General features: G+C 74.9%; 9 protein-coding genes. 8 read left to right on the forward strand and 1 reads right to left on the reverse strand.

The features are described from left to right. The first annotated feature begins 56 nt into the window (after window positions 1-56). The 7 genes from IE118_RS00300 to cobI are packed head-to-tail and all read left to right on the forward strand — an operon-like array spanning window position 57 to window position 10934. Window positions 57-998, forward strand: a complete 942-nt coding sequence (locus IE118_RS00300; protein WP_189555145.1) for a cobalamin biosynthesis protein — start codon at window positions 57-59, stop codon at window positions 996-998. Continuing rightward, window positions 995-2506, forward strand: coding sequence for a cobyric acid synthase (locus IE118_RS00305; protein WP_189555146.1), 1512 nt, complete (start codon window positions 995-997; stop codon window positions 2504-2506). The genes IE118_RS00300 and IE118_RS00305 overlap by 4 nt, the downstream gene beginning before the upstream one ends. Beyond that, window positions 2503-6156: a cobaltochelatase subunit CobN gene (cobN, locus tag IE118_RS00310; protein WP_189555147.1), complete on the forward strand. Its 3654-nt coding sequence runs from the start codon at window positions 2503-2505 to the stop codon at window positions 6154-6156. The genes IE118_RS00305 and cobN overlap by 4 nt, the downstream gene beginning before the upstream one ends. Then, window positions 6153-8177: a putative cobaltochelatase gene (locus tag IE118_RS00315; RefSeq protein WP_189555148.1), complete on the forward strand. Its 2025-nt coding sequence runs from the start codon at window positions 6153-6155 to the stop codon at window positions 8175-8177. The genes cobN and IE118_RS00315 overlap by 4 nt, the downstream gene beginning before the upstream one ends. Next, window positions 8177-8776, forward strand: coding sequence for a cob(I)yrinic acid a,c-diamide adenosyltransferase (cobO, locus tag IE118_RS00320; RefSeq protein ID WP_189555149.1), 600 nt, complete (start codon window positions 8177-8179; stop codon window positions 8774-8776). The genes IE118_RS00315 and cobO overlap by 1 nt, the downstream gene beginning before the upstream one ends. Further along, complete coding sequence (locus tag IE118_RS00325) at window positions 8770-10206, forward strand: cobyrinic acid a,c-diamide synthase CobB (RefSeq protein ID WP_189555150.1); 1437 nt, start codon at window positions 8770-8772, stop codon at window positions 10204-10206. The genes cobO and IE118_RS00325 overlap by 7 nt, the downstream gene beginning before the upstream one ends. Continuing rightward, window positions 10203-10934, forward strand: a complete 732-nt coding sequence (gene cobI / locus IE118_RS00330; protein WP_189555151.1) for a precorrin-2 C(20)-methyltransferase — start codon at window positions 10203-10205, stop codon at window positions 10932-10934. The genes IE118_RS00325 and cobI overlap by 4 nt, the downstream gene beginning before the upstream one ends. A gap of 26 nt (window positions 10935-10960) precedes the next feature. Here the strand turns inward: cobI and IE118_RS00335 are convergent, their stop codons facing one another. Then, a complete protein-coding gene (locus IE118_RS00335; protein ID WP_189555152.1) occupies window positions 10961-11689 on the reverse strand; it encodes a ZIP family metal transporter in 729 nt (242 codons plus the stop codon). A gap of 100 nt (window positions 11690-11789) precedes the next feature. Here IE118_RS00335 and cobM point away from each other — a divergent pair, with 100 nt between their 5' ends. After that, on the forward strand, window positions 11790-12620 hold the full coding sequence (gene cobM, locus IE118_RS00340; RefSeq protein WP_189555153.1) for a precorrin-4 C(11)-methyltransferase: 831 nt from the start codon (window positions 11790-11792) through the stop codon (window positions 12618-12620). Window positions 12621-12676 lie beyond the last annotated feature (56 nt).

Below are 12676 nucleotides of genomic sequence, written 5' to 3' on the forward strand. Positions count from 1 at the left end.
CGACACACCACCCCGCCACGGGGCCGTTCCCGCCGGATCCGTCACCGGCTGACGCCATGGGTGCCGATCGCGTGTTCGCGTACGGCGCCGCCGCCGGCCTCCTCGGCGACCTGCTGCTCGGCGATCCCCGCCGCGGGCACCCGGTCGCCGCTTTCGGGCGGGCCGCGGCCGCCGTGGAACGAGTCCTGTGGCGGGACGACCGGGCCCGGGGCGCCGTGCACACCGCCGTCTGCGTCGGTGGCGCCGTGGCCCTGGGCGGCCTGGCCGCCCGCTGCGTACGCTCCTCCCCCGCCGCCTCCGTCGCCCTGACCGGCGTCGCCACCTGGGCGGTCGTCGGCGGCACCTCGCTGGCCCGGGAGGCCCGGGCCATCGGCCGGGCCCTGGAGGCGGGGGACGTCGAGGCGGCCCGGGCACGGCTGCCGCACCTGTGCGGCCGGGACCCGCAGGCGCTGGACGCCGACGGGATCGCCCGCGCGGTGGTCGAGTCCGTCGCCGAGAACACCTCCGACGCCGTGGTGGGCGCGCTCGTGTGGGGCGCCGCCGCCGGGGTGCCGGGACTGCTCGGCTTCCGGGCCGTCAACACCCTGGACGCGATGGTCGGCCACAAGTCCCCCCGTCACCGGCGCTACGGCTGGGCCTCCGCCCGCCTCGACGACGTCGCCGGCTGGCCGGGCGCGCGGCTGACCGCCGTGCTCGCGGCCGCCGCGGGACCGGACCCGCGCGGCGCGGTGCGGGCGTGGCGGGCCGACGCGCACCGGCACCCGAGCCCCAACGCCGGCCCCGTCGAGGCGTCCTTCGCCGGCGCGCTCGGGGTGCGGCTCGGCGGGACCCTCTCCTACGGCGGCCGGGTCGAGCACCGGCCGGTGCTCAACGGCGGCGGACGGGCCGTCGCCGTTCCCGACATCGACCGGGCGGTACGGCTGTCCCGGCGCGTGGGCTGGCTGGCGCTCGGCGCCGGGGCGCTCGCCCGGAACGTGTGGAAGGGACGCAGGTCATGAGCGGTGGAGGGCTGCTGGTCGCCGGGACCACCTCGGACGCCGGCAAGAGCGTGGTGACCGCCGGGATCTGCCGGTGGCTGGTGCGACGCGGCGTGAAGGTCGCGCCGTTCAAGGCACAGAACATGTCGCTGAACTCGTTCGTGACCCGGGAGGGCGCCGAGATCGGGCGGGCGCAGGCCATGCAGGCGCAGGCCTGCCGGGTCGAGCCGACGGCGCTGATGAACCCGGTGCTGCTCAAGCCGGGCGGCGAGCGGTCCAGCCAGGTCGTCCTGATGGGCAGGCCGGTCGGCGAGATGAGCGCGCGCGGCTACCACGGCGGGCGGCAGCAGCGGCTGCTCGGCACGGTGCTGGACTGTCTGGAGCAGCTGCGGGACACCTACGACGCGGTGATCTGCGAGGGGGCCGGCAGCCCGGCCGAGATCAACCTGCGGCGCACCGACATCGTGAACATGGGGATCGCCCGGAACGCCGGGCTGCCGGTCCTCGTGGTCGGCGACATCGACCGGGGCGGCGTCTTCGCGTCCTTCTTCGGCACGGTCGCCCTGCTGTCCCCGGAGGACCAGGCCCTGGTCGCCGGGTTCCTGGTGAACAAGTTCCGCGGCGACGTGTCGCTGCTGGAACCGGGGCTCGACATGCTGCACGGCCTGACCGGACGGCGGACGTACGGGGTGCTGCCCTTCCGGCACGGGCTCGGCATCGACGAGGAGGACGGCCTGCGCGTCTCCCTGCGGGGAGCCGTGCGGGAGTCGGTGGTGGCCGCGCCGGTCGGCGAGGACGTGCTGCGGGTCGCGGTGTGCGCGGTGCCGCTGATGTCGAACTTCACGGACGTGGACGCGCTGGCCGCCGAGCCGGGCGTCGTGGTGCGGTTCGTGGACCGGCCGGAGGAACTGGCCGACGCCGACCTCGTGGTCGTCCCGGGGACACGCGGCACCGTACGGGCGCTGCGCTGGCTGCGCGAGCGCGGGCTGGCGGAGGCGCTGGTGCGCAGGGCGGCCGAGGGTCGGCCCGTGCTCGGTGTCTGCGGCGGCTTCCAGCTCCTCGGCGAGCACATCGAGGACGAGGTCGAGAGCCGGGCCGGGCACGTCGACGGGCTCGGCGTGCTGCCCGTGCGGGTGCGGTTCGCCCGCGAGAAGACACTCACCCGGCCCGCCGGCCGGGCCCTCGGGGAGCCCGTCGAGGGCTACGAGATCCACCACGGGGTCGCCGACGTGCTGGGCGGTGAACCCTTCCTGGACGGCTGCCGGGTCGGACAGACCTGGGGGACGCACTGGCACGGCTCGCTGGAGTCGGACGGATTCCGGCGCGCCTTCCTGCGCGAGGTGGCCGCCGCCGCGGGGCGCCGCTTCGTCCCGGCCCCCGACACCTCGTTCGCCGCGCTGCGCGAGGAGCAGCTCGACCGGCTCGGCGACCTGATCGAACAGCACGCGGACACGGACGCGCTGTGGCGGCTCATCGAGTCCGGCGCGCCGCAAGGACTGCCCTTCATCCCACCGGGAGCGCCCGCATGAGCACTGTGTTGTTGTTGTCGACCGCCGACACGGACCTGCTGGCGGCCCGTGCCTCCGGCGCCCGCTACCGGATCGGCAACCCGACCCGCGTGGACGTGGCGGCGGAGCTGCCCGCGCTGCTGGACGGGGCGGACCTCGCCGTCGTCCGGCTGCTGGGCGGCAAGCGGGCCTGGGAGGACGGGCTCGCGGCGCTGAAGGCGTCCGGGGTCCCGGCGGTGCTGCTCGGCGGGGAGAGCGTGCCGGACGCGGAGCTCATGGCCGAGTCGACGGTGCCGGCCGGTGTGGTCGCGGAGGCGCTGCGCTACCTCGTCGAGGGCGGCCCGGAGAACCTGACCGAGCTGGCCCGGTTCCTGTCGGACACCGTGCTGCTGACCGGCGAGGGCTTCGAGGAGCCGCGGAAGATGCCGGAGTACGGCGTCCACGGCGAGCGCGCCCTGGAAGCGGGCCGCCCGACGGTCGGCGTGCTCTTCTACCGCGCCCACGAACTGAGCGGCAACACCGCCTTCGTGGACACGCTGTGCGACGCGATCGAGGCGCGGGGCGCCAACGCCCTGCCCGTGTACTGCGGTTCGCTGCGCGGCGCGGAGGCGGGTCTGTACGAACTGCTGGGGCGGGCCGACGCGCTGGTCGCCACGGTGCTCGCGGCCGGCGGCACGCACGCCTCGCAGGCGTCGGCCGGCGGCGACGAGGAGGCCTGGGACATCGGGGCGCTCGCCGACCTGGACGTGCCGGTGCTGCAGGGGCTCTGCCTCACCACCTCGCGCGCCGCGTGGGAGGAGTCCGACGCCGCCCTGTCCCCCATGGACGCGGCGATGCAGGTCGCCATCCCCGAGTTCGACGGCCGGCTGATCACCGTCCCGTTCTCCTTCAAGGAGCAGGGCCCGGACGACGTCCCGGTGTACGCCGCCGACCCGGAGCGGGCCGCGCGGGTGGCCGGGATCGCCGTGCGGCACGCCCGGCTGGGCCACAAGCCGAACGCGGAGAAGAAGCTCGCGCTGGTCTTCACCGCCTACCCGACGAAGCACTCGCGCGTCGGCAACGCGGTCGGACTGGACACGCCCGCCTCGGCGGTCCGGGTGCTGGACGCGCTGCGGGAGGCGGGCTACGCCCTGACCGAATACCCCGACAACGGCGACGAGTTGATCCACCGGCTGATCGAGGCCGGCGGGCACGACGTCGAGTGGCTGACCGAGGATCAGCTGGCCGCCGCGCCCGCGCGGGTACCGCTGGCGGACTACCGGGCGTGGTTCGAGGCGCTGGACCCCGGGCTGCGGGACGGGATGCGCCAGGCGTGGGGCGAGCCCCCGGGCTCGCTGTACGTCGACGGGGACGACATCGTGCTGGCGTCGCTGCGGTTCGGGAACGTCGTGGTGATGATCCAGCCGCCGCGCGGCTTCGGGGAGAACCCGATCGCGATCTACCACGACCCCGACATGCCGCCCTCGCACCACTACATGGCCGCCTACCGCTGGCTGGAGAACAGTTTCGGGGCCGACGCGATCGTGCACATGGGCAAGCACGGCACGATGGAGTGGCTGCCGGGCAAGGGCCTCGGGCTGGGCGCCGGGTGCGCGCCGGACGCGGTGCTCGGCGACCTGCCGCTGATCTACCCCTTCATCGTCAACGACCCCGGCGAGGGCACCCAGGCCAAGCGGCGGGGGCACGCGACGGTGGTCGACCACCTGGTGCCGCCGATGGCGCGGGCCGACACGTACGGCGACCTGGCCAAGCTGGAGCAGCTGCTCGACGAGTACGCGCTGGTCTCCGACCTGGACCCGGCGAAGGCTCCGGCGGTGCGCGCGCAGATCTGGACGCTGGTGAAGGCCGCCGAGCTCCACCACGACCTGCACGTGGACGACCAGCCGGACGACGACGACTTCGACGAGTTCGTCATGCACATCGACGGCTATCTGTGCGAGATCAAGGACGTGCAGATCAGGGACGGTCTGCACATCCTCGGCGGCGGCCCGGTGGGCGAGCCGCGGGTGAACCTGGTGCTGGCGGTCCTGCGTGCCTCGCAGGTGTGGGGCGGCCGGGCGAACGCGCTGCCGGGTCTGCGGGCCGCGCTGGCGGCGCACTTCGGGCTGGTGGAGAAGAAGCTGCTGGCCGAGCCGGGCGCGCCGGTGAAGGCGCCGGTGGAGCTGACGGACCGGGTGGACGGACCGGCGCGGACCGGCGCCGACGTGATCGACCTGCTGGAGCAGCTGTGCCGGCGGTTCGCGGAGGGGATGGAGGAGCGCGGCTGGGCGGCCGGCTCGGTTCCCCCGCTGGTGCGTGAGGTGCTGGGCACGGAACTCCCCGACGCGGTGGCCGTGCTGCGGTTCGCCTGCGAGGAGGTCGTGCCCCGGCTGGCCCGGACGACGGACGAGATCGGGAACGTCCTGCGGGCACTGGACGGCGGTTACGTCCCGGCGGGGCCGTCGGGCTCCCCGACGCGGGGGCTGGTCAACGTGCTGCCGACCGGGCGGAACTTCTACTCCGTCGACCCCAAGGCCATCCCCTCCCGGCTGAGCTGGGAGGTCGGGCAGTCCCTCGCGGACTCGCTGGTGCAGCGGTACCTGCAGGACACGGGCGAGTATCCGAAGTCCGTCGGCCTGACCGTGTGGGGCACCTCCGCGATGCGCACCCAGGGCGACGACATCGCCGAGATCCTGGCGCTCCTCGGGTGCCGTCCGGTGTGGGACGACGCCTCACGCCGGGTGACCGGGTTCGAGGTGGTCGGCCTGGAGGAGCTGGGCCGGCCGCGCATCGACGTGACGGTCCGCATCTCCGGGTTCTTCCGGGACGCGTTCCCGCACGTGGTGGGGCTGATCGACGACGCGGTGCGGGCGGTGGCGGAGCTGGACGAGCCCGCCGGGTCCAACTACGTACGGGCGCACGCCGACGAGGACACCGCCGCGCACGGCGACCGGCGGCGGGCCACGGCGCGCGTCTTCGGCTCCAAGCCGGGGGCATACGGGGCCGGTCTGCTGCCGCTGATCGACGCGCGGAACTGGCGGTCCGACGCGGACCTCGCCGAGGTCTACGCGGTCTGGGGCGGTTACGCCTACGGGCGCGGGCTCGACGGGCGGGCGGCGCGCGGGGACATGGAGACGGCGTTCCGGCGGATCGCGGTGGCGGCGAAGAACGTCGACACGCGGGAGCACGACCTCGTCGACGCCGACGACTACTTCCAGTACCACGGCGGCATGGTCGCCATGGTGCGGCACCTGACGGGGGCGAGCCCGGAGGCGTACGTCGGCGACTCGGCGACACCGGACCAGGTGAGAACGCGGACCCTGGGCGAGGAGACCCACCGGGTCTTCCGCGCCCGGGTGGTCAACCCGCGCTGGATGGCGGCGATGCGGCGGCACGGCTACAAGGGCGCCTTCGAGATGGCGGCCACCGTGGACTACCTCTTCGGGTACGACGCCACGGCCGGGGTCGTGGACGACTGGATGTACGAGAAGCTCAGCGCCGAGTACGTCTTCGACCCGGAGAACCGGGACTTCATGAAGAAGTCCAACCCGTGGGCGCTGCGCGGCATCACCGAGCGGCTGCTGGAGGCCGCCGAGCGCGGGCTGTGGGCCGAACCGGACGCGGACACGCTGGAGCGGCTGCGCGCCACCTACCTGGAACTCGAAGGCGACCTGGAGGGCGACGACCAGTGACCACCCCCTTTCCGTTCACGGCCGTCGTCGGCCAGGACGACCTGCGGCTCGCGCTGCTGCTGAACGCCGTCTCCCCGGCGGTCGGCGGTGTGCTGGTGCGCGGCGAGAAGGGCACGGCCAAGTCGACGGCGGTGCGTGCGCTCTCGGCGCTGCTGCCGGAGGTCGCGGTGGTGCCCGGCTGCCGCTTCTCCTGCGACCCGGCGGCCGTGGACCCCGGCTGCCCGGACGGTCCGCACGAGGGCGGCGGGCGTGCCGCGCGGCCCGCCCGCATGGTCGAACTGCCCGTGGGCGCCTCCGAGGACCGGCTGGTCGGCGCGCTCGACATCGAGCGGGCGCTGGCGGAGGGCGTGAAGGCCTTCGAGCCGGGCCTGCTGGCCGACGCGCACCGGGGCATCCTCTACGTCGACGAGGTCAACCTCCTCCACGACCACCTGGTCGACCTGCTGCTGGACGCCGCCGCGATGGGCGCCTCGTACGTCGAGCGCGAGGGCGTCTCCGTACGGCACGCGGCGCGGTTCCTGCTGGTCGGGACCATGAACCCGGAAGAGGGCGAGCTGCGTCCGCAGCTCCTCGACCGGTTCGGGCTGACCGTCGAGGTGGCCGCCTCCCGCGAACCCGGCCAGCGGGTGGAGGTGGTCCGGCGCCGGCTGGCCTACGACGACGACCCGGCCGGCTTCGCCGTCCGCTGGGCGGGTGAGGAGGCCGCCGTACGGGCGCGGATCGTGGCGGCGCGGGAGCTGCTGCCGTCGGTGCGGCTCGGGGACGGGGCGCTGCGGCAGATCGCGGCGACCTGCGCGGCGTTCGAGGTGGACGGCATGCGGGCCGACATCGTGATGGCGCGTACGGCGACCGCGCTGGCGGCCTGGGCGGGGCGGACGGACGTGCTCGCCGAGGACGTGCGGCAGGCCGCCCTGCTGGCCCTCCCCCACCGGCGGCGGCGGAACCCGTTCGACGCGCCGGGCCTCGACGAGGACAGGCTCGACGAGACGCTGGAGGAGTTCGGGGGCGACGACGATCCCGACACCGATCCGGACGGGCCGGACGGGGGCGGCGGGCAGCCGCCCCCGGAGGGTTCCGGGGGCCCGGAGGGGCCGCGGGACGACGGTGACGCGGAGGCGCCGGCCGGGGCCGGGGAGGACGCCGGCGAGGCGGGACGGCCCGCGGGCGCCGGGTCCGGTGAGCGGTCCCCGGTGGGCGCCGGCGAGCCCTTCCGCACGAAGGTGCTGAGCGTGCCCGGGATCGGCGAGGGCGCCGCCGGGCGGCGGTCGCGGGCACGGACCGAGCACGGGCGGACGACGGGCGCCCGGCGGCCGAACGGGGCGCTGACGAAGGTGCACCTGGGGGCGACCGTGCGGGCGGCGGCTCCGCACCAGCGGGCGCGGGGACGCAGCGGGCCGGGGCTGGTGGTGCGGCGGGACGATCTGCGGCAGGCCACGCGGGAGGGGCGCGAGGGCAACCTCGTGCTGTTCGTCGTCGACGCCTCCGGGTCCATGGCCGCGCGGCAGCGGATGAGCGCCGTGAAGGGCGCCGTGGTGTCGCTGCTGCTCGACGCCTACCAGCGGCGGGACAAGGTGGGTCTGGTGACCTTCCGGGGGTCGGCGGCCGAGGTGGCCCTGCCGCCCACGTCGTCGGTGGACGCGGCGGCGGCCCGGCTGGAGTCGCTGCCGACCGGCGGGCGGACCCCGCTGGCGGCGGGCCTGCTCAAGGCGCACGACGTGCTGCGGGTGGAGCGGCTGCGGGACCCGGCGCGGCGTCCGCTGCTCGTGGTGGTGACGGACGGGCGGGCCACCGGTGGAACCGAGCCGGTCGCGCTGGCCTCGCGCGCGGCGCGGCTGTTCGCGGCCGAGGGGGTGGCCTCGGTGGTCGTGGACTGCGAGTCGGGGCCGGTGCGGCTGGGGCTCGCCGGGCGGCTGGCCGGTGAGCTGGGGGGCAGCGCGGTGACGCTGGACGAGCTGCGGGCCGACTCGATCGCCGGGCTGGTCAGGGATGTGCAGGGGACTTCTTCGAGGAGGGCCGCGTAATGCCGAAGGGGCAGCCGAGTGTGGTGCCGGAGGACGGCCTGACGACCCGTCAGCGGCGCAATCGTCCGCTGGTCGTCGTGCACACGGGCGTGGGGAAGGGCAAGTCCACCGCCGCCTTCGGGCTGGCGCTGCGGGCCTGGAACCAGGGGTGGCCGATCGGGGTGTTCCAGTTCGTCAAGTCGGCGAAGTGGAAGGTCGGCGAGGAGAACGCGCTGCGGGTGCTGGGTGCCTCGGGTGAGGGCGGGACCGTCGACTGGCACAAGATGGGCGAGGGCTGGTCCTGGGTCCAGCGCGACGCGCAGCTGGACAACGAGGAGCAGGCCCGGGAGGGCTGGGAGCAGGTCAAGCGGGATCTCGCCGCCGAGACGTACAAGCTGTACGTGCTCGACGAGTTCGCCTACCCGATGCACTGGGGGTGGGTCGACACCGACGAGGTGGTGTCCGTGCTGCGGGAGCGGCCGGGGACGCAGCACGTGGTGATCACGGGACGCAACGCGCCGGAGAAGCTGGTCGGGGCCGCCGACCTGGTGACCGACATGTCCAAGGTCAAGCACCCGATGGACGCCGGTCAGAAGGGGCAGAGGGGCATCGAGTGGTGAGCTCCGTACCCCGGCTGGTGGTGGCCGCGCCCTCTTCGGGCAGCGGCAAGACCACCGTCGCCACGGGGCTGATGGCCGCGCTCACCGCGCGGGGGCTCGCGGTGTCCCCGCACAAGGTCGGGCCCGACTACATCGACCCCGGGTACCACGCGCTCGCCACCGGGCGCGTGGGGCGCAACCTCGACGCGTACCTGTGCGGCCCGGACCTGATCGCTCCGCTGTTCGCGCACGGTGCGGACGGGTGCGACATCGCCGTCGTCGAGGGTGTGATGGGGCTGTACGACGGGGCGGCCGGCGAGGGCGAGCTGGCGTCCACCGCGCAGGTGGCGAAGCTGCTGCGGGCGCCGGTCGTGCTCGTCGTCGACGCGTCGTCGCAGTCGCGGTCGGTGGCGGCGCTGGTGCACGGGTTCGTGAGCTGGGATCCGGAGGTGCGGGTCGGGGGCGTGATCCTGAACAAGGTCGCCTCGGACCGGCACGAGGGGTTGCTGCGGGAGGCGCTGGAGTCGGTCGGGGTGCCGGTGCTCGGTGTCCTGCGGCGGGCCGCTCGGGTGGAGACGCCGTCTCGGCATCTGGGGCTGGTGCCGGTTGCCGAGCGGGGCGCTCTGGCCGTCGAGGCTGTTTCCGCGATGGCCGCGCAGGTGGCCGCCGGGTGTGATCTGTCGGCGCTGGTCGCGCTGGCGCGGAGTGCGGGGGCGTTGGCGGGTGCGGCTTGGGACGCGGGTGAGGTTCTGGTCTCCTCGCCCCCGCCGCCCCTTCCCGTCCCGTCCCCGGGGGCTGCGCCCCCAGACCCCCATCGGCCCTTCGGGCCTCGTCCTCGAACGCCGGACGGGCTGGTTGTGGCTGTTGCCGGTGGGGCCGCGTTCACGTTCTCGTACGCCGAGCATGCCGAGTTGCTGGCCGCGGCGGGGGCCGAGGTCGTCGTCTTCGATCCGTTGCGGGACGAGGAGCTGCCCGAGGGGACCGCCGGGCTGGTCGTCGGCGGGGGGTTCCCCGAGGTGTACGCCTCCGAGCTGTCCGCCAACGAGGCGCTGCGCGAGGCCGTCGGCGGCCTCGCCCGAGGCGGGGCTCCCGTGGCGGCCGAGTGCGCCGGGCTGCTGTACCTGTGCCGGGAGCTGGACGGACTGCCGATGTGCGGGGTGCTGGACGCCTCCGCGTCGATGTCGGAGCGGCTGACCCTGGGCTACCGGGACGCCGTCGCCGTGACCGACAGCGTGCTGGCGGCCGCCGGTACCCGGATGCGGGGGCACGAGTTCCACCGGACCGTCGTCGAGCCGGGGGCCGGGGAGGAGCCCGCCTGGGGCGTGCGGGCGCCCGGGCGGCGCGTCGAGGGGTTCGTACAGCGTGGTGTGCACGCGAGTTATCTGCACACGCACTGGGCGTCCGAGCCCGGTGTCGCCCGTCGGTTCGTGGAGAGGTGCCGTACGTCATGAGCAGCAGGCTGATCGGGGTCGGGGTCGGGCCGGGGGATCCGGAGCTGGTGACCGTCAAGGGCGTCAACGCGCTGCGGGCCGCCGATGTCGTCGTGGTGCCGGTCCTCGACTCCGGTGAGCGCGGGCGGGCCGAGGCGACCGTGCTGCACCACGTCCCCGCCGGGAAGGTCGTCCGGGTGGTGTTCGCGTTGAACGAGCGGACCGACCGGGCGCGGCGCGAGGCGGCCTGGGACGCCGCCGGTGAGCGGGTCGCCGGGCTGCTGCGGGAGCACGCGGCCGTCGCCTTCGCGACGATCGGGGACCCCAACGTCTACTCGACGTTCACCTATCTGGCGCAGACCGTCGGCGCGCTGGTGCCGGGGACCGTCGTGGAGACCGTGCCGGGGATCACCGCCATGCAGGACCTGGCGGCGCGCTCGGGCGCGGTGCTGACCGAGGGCACCGAGCCGCTCACGCTGGTCCCGGTGACCGCGGGGGCGGCCGTGCTCAGGGAGGCCCTGGCCGGGCCCGGGACCGTCGTCGCCTACAAGTTCGGGCGGCAGGCCGCCGAGGTGGCCGAGGCGCTGCGGGAGACCGGACGGATCGGTGACGCGGTGTGGGGGTCGGCGCTCGGGCTGCCGGAGGAGTCGGTGCGGCCGGCCGCCGAACTGGACGGGGTGCCGCTGCCGTACCTGTCCACGCTGATCGCGCCGCCGCGGCGGGACGGCGGGCGGGGCGGGAAACTGTGATCCGCCCGGGCCGCCGCGGGGCGCCTTCAGTGCGCGGCGCCCACCACGAGCCAGATGAACAGCACGCCCGTGACCGTGCACAGCAGGGTGGAGCGGGCCGGGTGCTGGTGGTGGGCCTCGGGCAGGATCTCGGCCGCCGCCAGGTAGAGCAGCGCACCGCCGAACAGGCCCAGATAGCCGCCGAGCAGGGGCTCCGGGATGGTGAAGAAGAGCGTGGAGGCGGCGCCGGCGACCGGTGCGGCCGCGTCCGCGCACAGCATCGCCAGCGCGCGGCGGCGGGCGTTCCCGTACACCCGCGTGAGGGTGTACGTGTTGAAGCCGTCCGCGAAGTCGTGGGCGATGACGGCGACGGCGACGGCGGCGCCCATGCCGCCGCCGACCTGGAAGGCCGCTCCGATCGCCACGCCGTCCATGGCGCTGTGGCCGACCATCGCCGCGGCGGCCGTCAGGCCCACCTCGGGGGTGCGGCCGTCGCTCTCCTCTGCGCCGTGGGCGGCCTGCCGGTGGGCGAGCAGGCGTTCCACCAGGTGGGCGAGGAGGAAGCCCGCGACGAAGTGGAGCAGGGCCGCCGGCACGCCGTGGATCTCGGTGCCGGCCGCTTCCAGGGACTCCGGCAGGAGCTCCAGGCCGACGACGCCCAGCATCAGCCCGCCGGCCAGGCCCAGCACCAGGTGGCGCCGGTCGGTCACGCGGTGTGCCGTCCAGCCGCCGGCCAGCGTCATCAGGAACGCGCCGAGCGCGACGAGAACCGCCATGTGCCCTTCGTATCGGATCGGCGGCCCGTCGCGCACGCGTGACAGCCCGCCCACCGCCCACCGACTTCGATCATTCATCCGCAGGAGAGGACCGCTTCCCATGACCGCTGCCCCCACCGGTGCCCCCACCGGCAAGGTGACCTTCGTCGGGGCCGGTCCCGGCGCCGCCGATCTGCTGACGTTCCGCGCCGCGCGGGCCATCGCCGAGGCCGACGTGGTCATCTGGGCCGCCAGCCTGGTGCAGGAGGAGGTGCTGCGGCACGCGCGGGCGGACGCGGAGATCCTCGACTCGGCGGCCATGTCCCTGGAGGACGTCGTGGCCGTCTACGAGCGGGCCCGCGCGGACGGGCTGAAGGTCGCGCGGATCCACTCGGGTGACCCGGCGCTGTGGGGCGGCACGCAGGAACAGGTCGACCGGTGCGCGGAGCTCGGCATCGCCACCGAGATCGTGCCCGGCGTGTCGTCCTTCTCCGCGGTCGCGGCCCTCGCGGGACGCGAGCTGACCATTCCCGAGGTGGCGCAGTCGGTCGTGCTGACCCGGCTCGGCGGCGGCAAGACGCCGATGCCGCCCGGCGAGGAGGTCCGCGAGTTCGCGCGGCACGGCACCACCATGGCGATCTTCCTGTCGGCCGCCCGCAGCGGGCAGCTGGTGCGGGAGCTGCTGGAGGGCGGCTACCCGACGTCGACGCCGGTCGTCGTGGCGTACCAGGCGACCTGGCCGGAGGAGCTGGTCGTGAGGTGCACGGTCGGCACGCTGGAGGAGACCGTGAAGGAGCACAAGCTGTGGAAGCACACGCTGTTCCTGGTCGGTCCGGCGCTCGACGCGCACGGCACGCGTTCCCACCTGTACCACCCGGGTCACTTCCACGGCTTCCGCAAGGCCGATCCGGAGGCGCGCCGGGCGTTGCGTTCCCAGGGCGCGAGCACGTGATCACCGTCGTCCTCCCCCGTCCCGTTTCCCCGCTGTGGGGCGTCCGGTCCCACAGC

This window comes from Streptomyces pilosus (genome assembly GCF_014649835.1).
Lineage (GTDB): Bacteria > Actinomycetota > Actinomycetes > Streptomycetales > Streptomycetaceae > Streptomyces > Streptomyces pilosus.